The following is a 13,728-nucleotide window of genomic DNA, read 5'->3' on the forward strand; positions in this document are numbered from 1 at the left end:
ATGGCCGAAGGTTTTGGTGCGCTTCGTCACGTGACGCTCGACGACAAGTACGATCTCACCAAGGATCATGTGTTCATCACCGGAACACAGGCCGTCATCCGCATGCTGCTGATGCAGCGCGAGCGCGACCGGCTGGCGGGCCTGAGCACGGCCGGTTTCGTCTCCGGCTATCGCGGTTCCCCCATCGGCGGCCTCGACCAGAATCTCTGGCGTGCTCGGAAATGGCTCGAAGCCTCGAACATCGTCTTCCAGCCCGGCCTCAATGAGGAACTCGCCGCCACAGCCATCTGGGGCTCGCAGCAGGCCGAGGTTCGCGGCGAGGGCAAGTATGACGGCGTGTTCGGCCTCTGGTACGGCAAGGGCCCCGGCGTCGACCGCTCCGGCGACGTGTTCCGCCACGCCAACATGGCCGGCTCCTCGCAGCATGGCGGCGTGCTCGCTCTTATGGGCGACGACCATACGGCGGAATCCTCCACCGTCGCGCATCAATCCGAATTCCACTTCGTCGACGTGATGATCCCGATCCTGAACCCGGCGGGCGTTCAGGAAATTCTCGATTACGGCCTCTACGGCTATGCCATGAGCCGCTTCTGCGGTACCTGGGTGGCGTTCAAGTGCGTGAAGGACAACATCGAGTCGACGGCTTCCGTCGATGCGTCCCTCGACCGCGTGAAGATCATCATCCCTGATGATTTCACGATGCCGCCCGGCGGGCTCAACATCCGCAACCGCGACGGCGTGCTCGACCAGGAGGCGCGTCTCCAGGATTTCAAGCGCGACGCAATGCTGGCGTTCGTCCGCGCCAACAATCTCAACCGCATCGTGCTCTCCGGCGGCCGCAACCCGAAAATCGGCATCATCACCGTCGGCAAGTCCTATCTCGACGTGCGCCAGGCGCTCGACGAGCTCGGCCTCGACGAGGTCAAGGCCAACGACATGGGGCTTCGGCTCTACAAGGTCGCCTGCCCCTGGCCGCTCTCTCAAGCCGAGCTGATGGATTTCGCGCGCGGCCTCGACAAGGTCATCGTCGTCGAGGAGAAGCGCTCCCTCATCGAGGTGCAGCTGCGCGAGGAGCTCTACGGCACCGCCAACCAGCCGGTCTGCATCGGCAAGAAGGACGAGGAAGGCCGCTGGCTCTTCCCGGTCAAGGGTGCGCTCGACCCCAACGACATCGCGATCGCCATCGGCGAACGGCTGCTCGCCTATCACAACAACGACGACCTGCGTGGCCGTGTGGCGCGGCTTCGCCATGCGCAGGACGTGCTGGCGACGACGGGCGACGTGGCAACCCGTACGCCGCATTTCTGCGCCGGCTGCCCGCACAACTCCTCGACGAAGGTGCCCGAGGGCATGCGCGCCTATGCAGGCATCGGCTGCCACTACATGGTGCAGTGGATGGACCGCTCCACGGAAGGCTTCACCCAGATGGGGGGCGAGGGCGCGAACTGGATCGGCGAGTCGCCGTTCTCCAAGCGCGGCCACGTATTCCAGAACCTCGGCGACGGCACCTACAACCATTCGGGCGTCCTGGCTCTGCGCTGGGCGATCCACACCAAGACCAACGTCACCTACAAGATCCTCTTCAACGATGCGGTCGCTATGACCGGCGGGCAGCCACACGAAGGCAAGCTCACCGTCGACATGATCGCCCGGCAGGTGCGTGAGGAGGGCGTCGAGCGCATCGCCCTCGTCACCGACGAGCCGCACAAATACCCGAAGGAAATCCGCTGGCCTGCGGGCATGACGATCCATCACCGCAGCGAACTCGAGGCCGTGCAGCGCCAGCTCGCCGAAGTGCCCGCCGTGTCTGCGATGATCTACGACCAGACCTGCGCCTCCGAGAAGCGCCGCCGTCGCAAGCGCGGCGAGTTCCCGGATCCGGACAAGCGCGTCATCATCAACGATCTGGTGTGCGAAGCCTGCGGCGATTGCTCGGTGCAGTCGAACTGCGTCGCCGTGCAGCCGGTCGAGACCGAGTTCGGCCGCAAGCGCCAGATCGACCAGTCGAACTGCAACAAGGATTTTTCCTGTGTCAACGGCTTCTGTCCGTCCTTCGTGACGGTGCATGGCGCCAAGGTGAAGAAGGCCGTGCCCGAGACTGTCTCGACCGACGGGATGACGTTCAAGCCGCTGCCCGATCCTGTGATCCCCACCATCGACCGCACCTTCAACGTGATCGTGACGGGCGTGGGCGGCACCGGCGTCGTGACCATCGGGGCGATCCTCGGCATGGCGGCTCATCTCGAGGGCAAGGGCATGGGCATGATCGACATGGCAGGCCTCGCCCAGAAGGGCGGCGCGGTCTACAGCCATGTGCGCCTTGCCAACAACCAAGACGACATCCATGCCATCCGCGTGAGCGCGGAATCGGCGCATCTCGTGCTCGGCTGCGACCTTGTGGTGACCGGCACGAAGAAGGTGCTGGCCTCGGTCAAGCAGGGCCAGACGGCGCTCGTGGTGAACACCGCGGAGGTGATGCCCGGCGAGTTCACCCGCAATGCGGATTTCTCCCTGCCGACGGAGCGCCTGAAGCGCGCCATCAAGTCCGCAGCGGGAGCGGAGGGCGTCTCCTTCGTCGATGCGACGGCGATCGCCACCGCGCTTCTCGGCAATGCCATTGCGGCCAACATGTTCATGCTGGGCTATGCCTACCAGACCGGCCGCGTTCCCCTGTCGGGGGCTGCCATCGAGAAGGCCATCGAGCTCAACGGCGAAGCGGTGAAGATGAACCTTTCCGCCTTTGCTTGGGGCCGCCGCGCCGCCGCCGAGCCGGACGCGATCGCCTCCATGATGGGCGAGCTGAAGGCGCCGACGGAATCGCGCAAGCTGTCCGAGACGCTGGACGAGGTGATCGAACGTCGAGCAGCGTTCCTCTCGGAATATCAGAGCCAGCGCTATGCCCGCCGCTACCGCAACTCCGTGGAGCGGGTGCGCCTGGCGGAAGACAAGGCCGTGCCGGGGTCGACAGCGCTCACCGATGCGATAGCGCGCTCGCTGTTCAAGCTCATGGCCTACAAGGACGAATACGAGGTGGCGCGTCTCTACACGAACGGCCATTTCGAGAAACAGGTCGCGTCGGCTTTTGAGGGCGAGAACCTGCGTTACGAGTTCCATATGGCGCCGCCTGTCCTGGCGAAGAAAGACCCGATCACGGGCCTCCCACGCAAGATGAGCTTCGGGCCGTGGATGCTCAAAGCCATGGGAGTCCTGGCGAAGTTCAAGGCTCTGCGCGGCACGCCGCTCGACGTCTTCGGCTACAGCCACGAGCGCCGCACCGAGCGTCAGCTCGTCCGCGAATTCGAGGGACTTATCGAGGAGATCGTGGCGAAGCTGAATGCCGACAATCATGCAGCGGCCGTAGGCCTTGCCGGCATTCCGCAAAAGATCCGCGGCTTCGGTCACATCAAGGAGCGGAACCTTAAAAGCGCGAAGGCGGAGGAAGCCGATCTCCTCGCCAAGTTCCGCGCCAATCCGCAGCCGCTGCCCGTTGCGGCGGAGTAAAGGGCTCAACCATTGTCATCCCGGACGCCTAAAGGCGATCCGGGATCGAGTGCAGGATATAGCTCGAGACTCCCTCTCCCTGAGGGAGAGGGTTGGGGTGAGGGGTTACAGTTCTATCCGGATAAGGCAGTAACCCCTCACCCGCGCCTCCGGCGCGACCTCTCCCACTGGGAGAAGTAGAAAGGCGCTACACTCGGCCAGCAATCCTGGTTTCTGCTCCACGAACGTGGGTCTCAACCTCGCGCCTGACTCACCTCGACAAAGCTCTTCGCGACCTTCCCCACGTTTGCCTCGTTCAGCCCAGCCACGCACATGCGTCCGGAGCCCACGAGGTAGACGCCGTCCCGCTCGCGCATGAGGTGGACCTGCTGCGCGCTCAGCCCCGTGTAGCTGAACATGCCGCGCTGGGTCGTAAGGAAATCGGCATCCACTTCGTTCGAGACGGCTCGAATCTCCTCCGCGAGGCGCTTGCGCATCGAGGCCATCCGATCGCGCATGGTCTCGACCTCACGGGTCCACTGGGTGCGCAGGTCATCGTTGCCGAGGACGGTAGCCACCAGAAGGCCGCCCATCATCGGCGAGCTGGAATAGCTGCGGCGCACGGCGAGCTTCAGCTGCCCGAGCACGCGCTCGGCCTCGTCGGCATCGCGGCACACGACGCTTAAGCCCCCGCAGCGCTCGCCGTAGAGAGAAAAATTCTTCGAGAAGGAATTGGCTACGAGGCAGCTCGCCCGCTCCGCATAGCGGCGCACGAACGCGGCATCTTCGTCGAGGCTGGTGCCGAAGCCCTGATAGGCCATGTCGAACACCACGATGTGGCGCTTGGCGACGAGCACGTCGGTGACGGCCGCCTGCTGCCCCTCGTCGAGGTCGACGCCGGTGGGGTTGTGGCAGACGGGCTGGAGCACCACGATGGAGCCGGGCTCCGCAGCCTCAAGCGCCTTCACCATGCCATCGAAGTCGACCGAGCGGCTGGTGCGATTCCAGTAGGGATAGGTCGTCGTCTTGAACCCGGCCCGCTGGAAGAGGCCGTGGTGGTTGTCCCAGGTCGGATCGCTGACGAGAACGGTTCGGCCGGGGCAGTGCTTGGCGAGGAAGTCGGCCGCGATGCCGACAGCGCCCGTGCCGCCGATGGTCTGGATCGTCGCAACGCGCCTGTCGGCGAGAGCCGGATGAGACGCGCCGAAGATGAGCTTCTGCACACCCTCGCGATAGCCCGCATGGCCTTCCATCGGGAGATAGGGACGCTCGGCGAACCCGATACGCTCATAGGCGGCCCGGACCGAGCCGAGAACCGGAAGTCGTCCCTGCTCGTCGGTGTAGACTCCGATGCTGAGATTGACCTTCTCTGGCCGGGGATCGGTCTTGAAGCTGTCGTTGAGGGAGAGGATCGGGTCGCCCTCGAAGGCTTCCACCTGTCCGAACAGGGATTCCGTCATGCTGATCTCCAGGCCTGCAGATTGCTTGCCGCGAGACCTATCTCCTGAGGCAGCCCTTCGGCAAGGTGGCTCGTGGGAAATATGGCGTGTCTCAAGCATCCAGACGCCAGTCCACCGGCTCGAGCCCCTTTTCGACAAGCCAGGCGTTGGCCCGGCTGAACGGCTTTGTGCCGCGGAAGTCATTGAGCCGGTTCAGAGGGGAGGGGTGGCCTGCCTCAATGACGAGATGCTTCGTCCGGTCCACGAGCGCCGCACGCTTCCGGGCGGGGCCGCCCCAGAGCAGGAAAACGACGGCGGGCTGCTGCTGCGAGATGGCGGTGATCGCCTGATCGACCAAGGCCGACCAGCCGAATCTCATGTGGGCTCCGGATCGCTCCATTTCGACCGTGAGAGCCGTGTTGATGAGCAGCACGCCCTGCCTGGCCCATTTCGAGAGGTCCCCCGATGCTGGCATCGGCACGTCCAGATCTTCCGCCATTTCGCGCAGGATCGTGCGCAGGGAGGCGGGCAGCCGCCGGGAGCCGCGATAGGAGAAGGCGAGGCCGTGGGAATCGCCCGGGGTGGGATAGGGGTCCTGGCCGAGGACAACCACCTTGACCTTCTCCAGGGGCGTTAGGCTGATGCTGGTGAACACGGCGTCCGGCGGCGGCAGCACCTGGGCGCCCGAGGCGGTCACGCTATCGACCTTGGCGGCCACGGCTTCCGCGCTCCCATCCTGGAAGAAGGGGAGCGTGAGCCATCCCTCGGCCCCAGGCCTGGTGCGGAATTCGGCGAGAGCTTGGCTGATGGGGCCGGTCATGGAGAGTGATGCCTTTCTCTGGGGGTTAAGGTGCCGACGCTGCGCCAGCAGAGGGATTCGGCGGGGCCGATGAAAAAGACATCGGAGTGCCGCCGATCAGGGCTCCGGGAATATCGACAGAATGTTACTTCTGTGACACGTTGCCGGTCTAGGCTCCGCGCCTCCATCCGTGGATCCAACTTGCTACGAGGACTTTGTATGATGCTTCAGAGCCGTCCCTCCGCCACCCTGCGCGCCGGGTTTCTTGGATTGTCCCTGCTGCTGTCGGGCACGGCCCTGGCACAGGAGGCCGTAACGATCCGTTTCGTCCATACCAATGATATCGATCGCATGAGCGCCGAGAAGGGCCGCGGCGGCTTTGCCCGCCTGGCGACGGTGGTCAAGGAGGAGAAGGCGAAGGGCAACGCCTTCTTCATCCATGCGGGCGACACGATCTCGCCCTCGCTTCTCTCGGGCTTCGACAAGGGCGCCCATATCATCGACATCCTGAACCACATGGGTGTCGACGCCATGGCGCCGGGCAATCACGAATTCGACCTCGGCGACGCCGCCTTCCGCGCCCGCATGGCCGAGGCCAAGTTCGACGTTCTGGCCACCAACATCGTCGACGGCAACGGTCTGCCGGCCAATACCAAGCCCGACAAGATGGTCGAGGTGCAGGGGGTGAAGATCGCCTTCTTCGGCCTCACCACCGAGACGACGCCGATCGAGTCGAGCCCCGGCACCATCAAGTTCTCCTCCACTGTCGACACCGCCCGCGCGAAGGCCAAGGAACTGCGCGAGAAGGGCGCCGACATCGTCGTTGCCATTGCCCACACTCCCCTGGCAGTGGACATGATCATCGCCCGATCCGCCGGGGTGGACGTGATCATCGGAGGCCATGATGAGCACCTTCTCGCCTTCTATGACGGCAAGGTGGTCCTGTCGGAAGCCGAGTCTCAGGCCAATTACGTCAATGTCGTCGAGCTCTCGGTCAACAAGGCGACGAAGGACGGCAAGACTACGGTCACCTGGTCGCCGAACTTCCACATTGTCGACAGCGCGACTGTGAAGCCCGATGCCGAGATCGAGACCGTGGTGAAGGGCTACGAGGACAAGCTCTCCAAGGAGCTTGACGTGGAGATCGGCACGACGGAGACGGCCCTCGACAGCCGCCGCGCCACCGTGCGCGGAGGCGAGGCCGCCATGGGCAACCTGATCACGGATGCCCTCAAGACCGCTGTTGGCGCCGATGTCGCCCTCACCAATGGTGGTGGCATCCGGGCGGATAAGCAGTACCAGGCCGGTCAGAAGCTGACACGTCGCGATATCCTCTCCGAAATGCCCTTCGGCAACACCACCGTGCTGCTCGAGGTCACCGGCGCGCAAATCAAGGACGCGCTGGAGAACGGCGTCAGCCAAGTGCGTGAACTGGGAGGCCGGTTCCCGCAGGTCTCCGGCATCGTGGCCGAGGTCGACGTGAAGGAGCCGGTGGGCAGCCGCGTGAAATCGGTGAAGATCAACGGCCAGCCGCTCGATCCTGCCAAGACCTACAAGCTCGCCACCAACGACTTCGTGGGGCGCGGTGGCGACGGCTATCGCTCGTTCATCGGCGCCAAGTCGCTCATCGACGTCTCGGCAAGCCAGCTGATGGCGACTCAGGTGATCGACTACGTGGCGAAAGCCGGCAAGGTGGCCCCGAAGGTCGAGGGACGCATCGTCCTGCGCTGATTGAACAGGCGTTTTCAACCTGACGCTGGGCCCCGCACGGGGCCCAGCGTTTTTCGTGGGACACAGGCGCGACCTCCGGGCGCATCCCTTCCAGGCTCGCGGCAAGATAGGTCGCAGGCTCTGGTCAACGGGAAGCCGAGACGTAGATTCCCTCTCCATCAAAGGTGGTTGCTGTGTCATTCTGCGTGCGCAACGGCGAATCTCAGACATAAAAGCGACCTCCGTGCAGTTCTCCCCGCGCCCAGAAGCCATCACCCTGTCGCAGAAGCGCCGTCGGCGCTCCCTTGCACGCGGTCGGCTGACTCTCTTTATGGGCCTGCTCGGCGTTGCGTTCATCCTCCTGACCTTCGGCTACATCGCCTGGGAGCAGCGCAACCGCCTCATCCAGCGCAATGAGGACGACCTTCGGAACGCTGCCTTCTTCCTCGCGGATCACACGGCCAGGCTTCTGGAGATCACCGACCTCACCTTGAAGCAGGCCATCGCCCTGATGCAGGGGCAGACCTGGGATCAAGTGGAGGCATCGAAGCCCCTGTGGCAGCAGATCCATGCCATTCGGGAGGCCTTGCCGTACATTGATGATGTCTGGCTCAACGATCCGAGCGGCCAGTTGCGCATGACGTCCGTCCAGTTCCCGGCTCCGGAGACGAACGTCGCCGGACGCGATGTCTTCATGGCGCAGGTGAACGAAGATCAGGGGCTCTACATAGGTGAGCCAATTCTCGGGCGGGTCACGAAGGTGCCGACCTTCATGATCAGTCGCCGCCTCCAGAGCAGCGACGGCGGGTTCGACGGCATTGCATCGGTTACCGTGACCCTGTCCTATTTCTACGATTACTGGTCCAAGCTGCGGTTGCCGCGGGGCAGCCGGGTCGTTCTCATGCGCGGTTCGGACGCGGCTGTGGTCGCGCAATATCCGCCGCCGTCCGACGGCCTGTCATTCGCACCCATCGACAAGCCTGCCCTTGATACGGCCCTGCGCTCGGCGCCTCAGACTGGCCTCTACTCCTTCCTCAGCCTGGGCAGCGAGCGCATTGGAGCCTACCACCAGGTCGGTGCCATGCCGCTCTACATCAACGTCAGCATGCCACGGGATGCCTATTGGACGCCCTGGTTCGTCCAGACGCGGCTCTATGGCGCCTTCGCTCTGGTCGCTCTCCTGGCGCTTCTCGCGCTGACCGCCCTGGCCTCTCAGCAATTTCACGAACAGGCCGCGAATGCTGCGCTTCTCGAAAAGCAGGTGGCCCTGCGCACGAGCGAGTTGCGGACGGAAACCGCAGCTCTTGAAATCCTCAACAGAACCGGCGGCGTGCTGGCCGCTGAACTCGATCTTGATCGCATCATCGAGAGCGTCGTCGATGCCGGGATCGAATTGACAGGCGCGCAGGTCGGAGCGTTCTTCTGTGGCGCCGCTCAGGGTGGAAGGGAGCATTACGGCAAGTTTGCATCTGCCGGGTTCAAGGACGCCTTCGGCGCCCTCGACGTCCGGGCGATATGCGCTCCCGCCTTTGCGAAGGGCGAGACGGTCCGCCTGGACAACATTGCCGTCGAGCAAGGTTATGACGGCACGCCTTTCACCGTGGATGCCGCTGCGGGCAATCCCGTGATCCACAGCCTCATGGCCGTGCCCGTGCTGCTGCGGAACGGCGAGACCCACGGCATTCTCGTTTTTGGCCATGACCGGCCCGGGGCCTTCAATCAGAGATCCGAGCGCCTGCTGGCGGGCCTCACGGCTCAGGCCGCCATTGCCCTCGAAAACAGCCGCCTCTACCGCAATGCGCAGAACGAGATCGAGGATCGCAAGCAGGCTCAGACCCAGCAATCCCTGTTGATCCGCGAACTCCATCATCGGGTCAAGAACACGCTGGCGACCGTTCAGGCCGTGGTGGGGGCCACCGCCCGCTCGGCGCTCAGCATCGACGATTTCTACCAAGCCTTTGTCGGGCGCATCATCTCGCTGGCCAACACCCATTCGCTGTTGACGGAGGCCGTCTGGCAGACCGCCTCGCTGCGCGAAATCATGGAGAAGGAACTGCGCCCCTATAACGATGTGAGGGGCGAGCGGATCACCCTGGCCGGGCCTGCGGTCGAACTGCCGTCGGACGCAGCCGTGCCCATCGGCATGGCAATCCATGAGCTGACCACCAATGCCGCCAAGTACGGCGCTCTGTCGGTGTCCCGTGGCAAGGTGGCCGTTTCCTGGGAGGCCGAGCCGGCAGACGAGGGGACGAGGCTCAAGCTCGTCTGGGAGGAGCGCGGCGGACCCAAGGTCTCGGCTCCCACGCGGCAGGGCTTCGGTTCCCGCCTGCTGCACCGGGTGCTTGCGACGCAGTTGAATGCCAAGGTCGAGATGGATTTCAAACCCGAGGGCCTGCGGGTCGCGCTCGACGCCGTCCTCAAGCATGCACCCAACATGGGCCCAGGTCTCTGAGCAGCGTTCGCTTCCTGCAAACAGCGCTTGCGGCCGAGAGCGCCAATGTGATGGTGGATTCGGTTGGCGGATCTCTCCCAAACCCTTATCTAAGCGACATTAAGGAGCGGGATTCACGGAGAATTCTGCGGCCAAGGGGCTCTTCATGAACGAGAACGTCAGCCTGACCGATTTGCGCCAGGGCGTCCGCCCGGTGGACCACCCTCCCGCGAGGGCCGGGCGGATCGGCGTGCTTCTGATGAATCTGGGAACGCCCGAGGGCACCAGCTACTGGCCCATGCGCCGCTATCTCAAGGAGTTTCTTTCCGATCGGCGCGTGATCGAAACCCCGCGCCTGCTCTGGTGGCCGATCCTCAACCTGATCATCCTGACCAAGCGTCCCGGCCCCAAGGGGCGCGACTACGCCTCGATCTGGAACAACGAACGGGATGAGGGCCCGCTCAAGACCATCACCCGCAGCCAGGCGGAGAAAGTGGCGGAGCACCTGAAGGGCATCGCCGGCGACAGGATCACGGTCGATTGGGCCATGCGCTATGGCAAGCCGGAGGTGCGCGAGCGCATCCAGGCCCTTCTCAACCAGGGCTGCGACCGCATCCTCCTGGTGCCGCTCTATCCGCAATATGCGGCCGCCACCTCGGCGACCGCCTGCGACCAAGCCTTCCGCGCGCTCATGGACATGCGCTGGCAGCCGAGTGTGCGTGTGTCGCCGCCCTATCACGACGATCCTGTCTATATCGAGTCCCTGATATCCTCGATGAAGAAGGACTTGGCGAAGCTCACCTTCGAGCCCGAGGTGATCCTTGTCTCCTTCCATGGCGTGCCGAAGGAATACCTGCTGAAGGGGGATCCCTATCACTGCCAATGCGTGAAGACATGGCGCCTGATGCGCGAGGCCTTCGGCTGGCCGGCGGACACGTTCCGCATGAGCTTCCAATCGCGGTTCGGCACGGCGGAATGGCTGCAGCCTTACACCGACAAGACGGTGGAGGCCCTTGCCAAGAGCGGCGTGAAACGCATGGCCATCGTGGCGCCCGGCTTCTCCGCGGATTGCCTCGAGACTCTGGAGGAGCTCAACGGCGAGAACCGTGAGATCTTCATGCACAATGGTGGCGAGGAATTCGCTTATCTGCCCTGCCTCAACGACAGCGATGACGGCATGCGCGTGATCAACCACGTTGTGGAGCGCGAGCTGCAGGGTTGGATCTGAGGTCCGGTGCTCTAGGACTCCAGGCCCCTTTGCGCTAGCGTGAGCCCTCTGCAACGACGTTGCCTGGGGGGCCCATGCCGGTCAGTGGTTTTGACATCTTCGTCATCGTTCTGGTGCTGGTCGTCATCGTGACGATCGCCATGGGCATCCGGACGGTTCCGCAGGGATATGCCTACACGGTCGAGCGGTTCGGGCGCTACTCCCGCACCCTCACCCCCGGCCTCGGGCTGATCGTGCCCTACATCGATCAGATCGGGAAAAAGGTGAATGTCATGGAGCAGGTCCTCGACATTCCGAGCCAGGAAGCCTTCACCCGGGACAATGCGGGCGTCACCATCGACGCGGCTGCCTTCTATCAGATCCTCGATCCTGCCCGTGCCTCCTATGAAGTGTCGGACATGAACCAGGCGCTGCTGGTGTTGACCATGACCAATATCCGCACGGTCGTCGGCTCTATGGACCTCGACCAGCTTCTCTCCCATCGCGACGAGATCAACGAGCGCCTGCTGCGGGTCATGGATGCGGCCGCCTCCCCCTGGGGCGCCAAGGTTACTCGCGTCGAGATCAAGGATATTCTCCCGCCGCAGGATCTCGCCGGCGCCATGGCGCGGCAGATGAAGGCCGAGCGCGAGAAGCGCGCCGCCGTGCTCGAAGCGGAGGGACTGCGTCAGGCGGAAATCCTGCGAGCCGAAGGGCAAAAGCAGTCGCAGATCCTGGCGGCAGAAGGCCGGAAAGAAGCGGCGTTCCGCGACGCGGAGGCGCGCGAGCGGCAGGCCGAGGCCGAGGCGAAGGCCACCGGTATGGTGAGTGACGCCATTAACAAGGGCGATCTCGCCGCCGCCAACTTCATCGTGGCTGAGAAATACATCGATGCCATCCGTGCCCTGGCATCCGCCCCCAACCAGAAGGTCGTGATCGTGCCGATCGAGGCGGCAGGGCTTGCCGGAACGCTGGGCGGCATTGCCGAACTCACCAAGTCGGTGTTCGGCGAGGGCGGAGCGGGCCTCAACAAGCCCGTGCGCAGCGTTCCCAAGGTGACGGGAGGGGGCGAGCGCTCATGATTCAGGATGCGTTCATCAGCTTCGGAGCCTGGGCCTGGATCATCCTCGGGGTGCTTCTGATTGGCATCGAGCTTGTGGCGCCGGGTTCGTTCTTCCTCTGGCTTGGCCTCGCGGCCATCGTCACCGGACTGATCGATGCGATGCTCGGCCTGTCGTGGCAGGCCTCGGGCCTGCTCTTCGCGCTGCTCTGCGTGGCGGCAGTGATCCTGGGACGGGCCGTTACCCGCTCGAGGACGCAGGACGAGCCCCAGGCCGAGATGCTGAACCGGCGCGGTCAATCCCTCGTTGGCCGGGTCTTCACCCTCGAGACGCCGATCAAGGATGGGGAGGGACGCATCCGGGTCGATGACAGCTCCTGGCGCGTGACGGGTGCCGACCGCTTCGCCGGTGCCAAGGTGCGGGTCGTCCGGATCGAGGGCTCGACCCTCGTGGTTGACGATCCGTGACTTACGCCGCGCCGGCCCGCAGCAGGTCGAGATAATGCACGAGGCCGATGGGCCGGCTGTTCTCGACCACGATCAGGGCCGTGATCCGGGAAGCCTCTTCCATCTCCAGGGCGCTGGCCACGAGGGCGTCCGGCGCGATGGTGCGCGGCGTCTTCGTCATGATGGTGGTGACTGGCAGAGTCGCGAGGTCGGGCCTGAGATTGCGGCGCAGGTCGCCGTCGGTGACGATGCCGGCCAGTGAGCCGTCGCCGTTCACCACGATCACGGCGCCGAAACCCTTGCGGCCGATCTCGTTGATGGCTTCATCCATGCGGGCTTCAATGCCGACGATCGGCAGGCGCTCGCCCACATGCATGATGTCGCGCACGAGCTTGAGGCGGGCACCGAGCTTGCCGCCGGGATGGAAGACCTTGAAGTGCTCCGCCGTGAAGCCGCGCTGCTCGAGGAGGGCGACGGCCAAGGCATCGCCCAGCGCCAGCTGGAGGGTGGTGGAGGTGGTCGGTGCCAGCCCATTGGGGCAGGCTTCCTTCGCCTTCGGCAGGGTCAGGCAGATATCGGCGGCACGCCCCAGGGTCGATTCCGCATTCGAGGTGAGCGCGATCAGGGGCACCCGGAAGCGGCGGGAATAGCTGATGATGTCGGCAAGCTCCGCCGTCTCCCCGGACCAGGACAGGGCGATGATCACGTCGTCCGTCTGGATCATGCCCAGATCGCCGTGGCTCGCCTCTGCCGGGTGGACGTAATGGGCCGGGGTGCCGGTCGAGGCGAAGGTGGCCGTCATCTTGCGGCCCACATGGCCGGACTTGCCCATGCCGGTGACGATGACCCGACCCTTCGCAGCGGCAATGGTCTCCGCCGCAGCCGTGAAGAAGGGCCCAAGGCCGTTGCCGATGGCCTCCATCAGGATCGTCAGGCCGTCGCGCTCGGTCTCTAACGTGCGCAGAGCTGAGGCGATCGCTTGATCGGGCGAATGGGATGCGGGTTTTGCAAGTGCCATAGCCGCCCTTTAGCATAGGCGGGGGGCCATGCGGAACCCTCTGGCGGAACCGTGCAGCCGCTTACTTCTGCCGCAGCAGCGCTTCGAGCTCCCGGCGGAAGTCGGCGGAGAGTTCCTCGCGCTCCAGGGCATAGGCC

Annotated in this window: 9 protein-coding genes; 6 read left to right on the forward strand and 3 right to left on the reverse strand. The window is 64.4% G+C overall.

Annotated elements, in window-relative coordinates; all coding sequences use genetic code 11:
• The gene (locus ILT44_RS20990) at nt 1–3,501 is read left to right on the forward strand and encodes an indolepyruvate ferredoxin oxidoreductase family protein (protein WP_204241569.1); all 3,501 of its coding nucleotides are present in this window, start codon (nt 1–3) and stop codon (nt 3,499–3,501) included.
• Nucleotides 3,502–3,734: 233 nt separating this feature from the next.
• Here the strand turns inward: ILT44_RS20990 and ILT44_RS20995 are convergent, their stop codons facing one another.
• Both ILT44_RS20995 and ung read right to left on the reverse strand, forming a co-directional pair.
• Nucleotides 3,735–4,940 (reverse strand): amino acid aminotransferase, encoded by a 1,206-nt coding sequence (locus ILT44_RS20995; RefSeq protein ID WP_239468416.1) that lies wholly within the window; start codon nt 4,938–4,940, stop codon nt 3,735–3,737.
• 91 nt (nt 4,941–5,031) lie between these two features.
• Entirely contained in the window at nt 5,032–5,739 is a 708-nt protein-coding gene (ung, locus tag ILT44_RS21000) for a uracil-DNA glycosylase (RefSeq protein ID WP_204241570.1), read from the reverse strand.
• 198 nt (nt 5,740–5,937) lie between these two features.
• Here ung and ILT44_RS21005 point away from each other — a divergent pair, with 198 nt between their 5' ends.
• The 5 genes from ILT44_RS21005 to ILT44_RS21025 all read left to right on the forward strand — a co-directional run bounded on the left by ILT44_RS21005 (nt 5,938) and on the right by ILT44_RS21025 (nt 12,594).
• Nucleotides 5,938–7,449, forward strand: a complete 1,512-nt coding sequence (locus ILT44_RS21005) for a bifunctional metallophosphatase/5'-nucleotidase (protein WP_204241571.1) — start codon at nt 5,938–5,940, stop codon at nt 7,447–7,449.
• Between the two features lie 223 nt (nt 7,450–7,672).
• Nucleotides 7,673–9,880, forward strand: coding sequence for an HWE histidine kinase domain-containing protein (locus tag ILT44_RS21010; RefSeq protein WP_204241572.1), 2,208 nt, complete (start codon nt 7,673–7,675; stop codon nt 9,878–9,880).
• 145 nt (nt 9,881–10,025) lie between these two features.
• Nucleotides 10,026–11,087 carry a ferrochelatase gene (gene hemH, locus ILT44_RS21015; protein WP_204241573.1) on the forward strand — a complete coding sequence of 354 codons (1,062 nt, stop codon included), beginning with the start codon at nt 10,026–10,028 and terminating at the stop codon, nt 11,085–11,087.
• A gap of 74 nt (nt 11,088–11,161) precedes the next feature.
• Nucleotides 11,162–12,148 (forward strand): SPFH domain-containing protein, encoded by a 987-nt coding sequence (locus ILT44_RS21020; RefSeq protein WP_204241574.1) that lies wholly within the window; start codon nt 11,162–11,164, stop codon nt 12,146–12,148.
• Nucleotides 12,145–12,594, forward strand: coding sequence for an NfeD family protein (locus tag ILT44_RS21025; RefSeq protein WP_204241575.1), 450 nt, complete (start codon nt 12,145–12,147; stop codon nt 12,592–12,594). Before ILT44_RS21020 ends, ILT44_RS21025 begins: the two co-directional genes overlap by 4 nt.
• Nucleotide 12,595: 1 nt before the next feature.
• Here the strand turns inward: ILT44_RS21025 and ILT44_RS21030 are convergent, their stop codons facing one another.
• Nucleotides 12,596–13,591, reverse strand: coding sequence for a KpsF/GutQ family sugar-phosphate isomerase (locus ILT44_RS21030; protein WP_204241576.1), 996 nt, complete (start codon nt 13,589–13,591; stop codon nt 12,596–12,598).
• Between the last annotated feature and the right edge of the window lie 137 nt (nt 13,592–13,728).

Origin of the sequence: Microvirga arvi (genome assembly GCF_016892765.1) — a bacterium.
GTDB lineage: Bacteria > Pseudomonadota > Alphaproteobacteria > Rhizobiales > Beijerinckiaceae > Microvirga > Microvirga arvi.

Excerpts from the sequence above, each read along its gene's own strand:
- ILT44_RS20990 (WP_204241569.1), top strand. The coding sequence starts at position 1 with ATGGCCGAAGGTTTTGGTGCGCTTCGTCACGTGACGCTCGACGACAAG.
- ILT44_RS21020 (WP_204241574.1), top strand. The coding sequence starts at position 11,162 with ATGCCGGTCAGTGGTTTTGACATCTTCGTCATCGTTCTGGTGCTGGTC.
- ILT44_RS21005 (WP_204241571.1), top strand. The coding sequence starts at position 5,938 with ATGATGCTTCAGAGCCGTCCCTCCGCCACCCTGCGCGCCGGGTTTCTT.
- ILT44_RS21025 (WP_204241575.1), top strand. The coding sequence starts at position 12,145 with ATGATTCAGGATGCGTTCATCAGCTTCGGAGCCTGGGCCTGGATCATC.
- ILT44_RS20995 (WP_239468416.1), bottom strand. The coding sequence starts at position 4,940 with ATGACGGAATCCCTGTTCGGACAGGTGGAAGCCTTCGAGGGCGACCCG.
- ung (WP_204241570.1), bottom strand. The coding sequence starts at position 5,739 with ATGACCGGCCCCATCAGCCAAGCTCTCGCCGAATTCCGCACCAGGCCT.
- ILT44_RS21030 (WP_204241576.1), bottom strand. The coding sequence starts at position 13,591 with ATGGCACTTGCAAAACCCGCATCCCATTCGCCCGATCAAGCGATCGCC.
- hemH (WP_204241573.1), top strand. The coding sequence starts at position 10,026 with ATGAACGAGAACGTCAGCCTGACCGATTTGCGCCAGGGCGTCCGCCCG.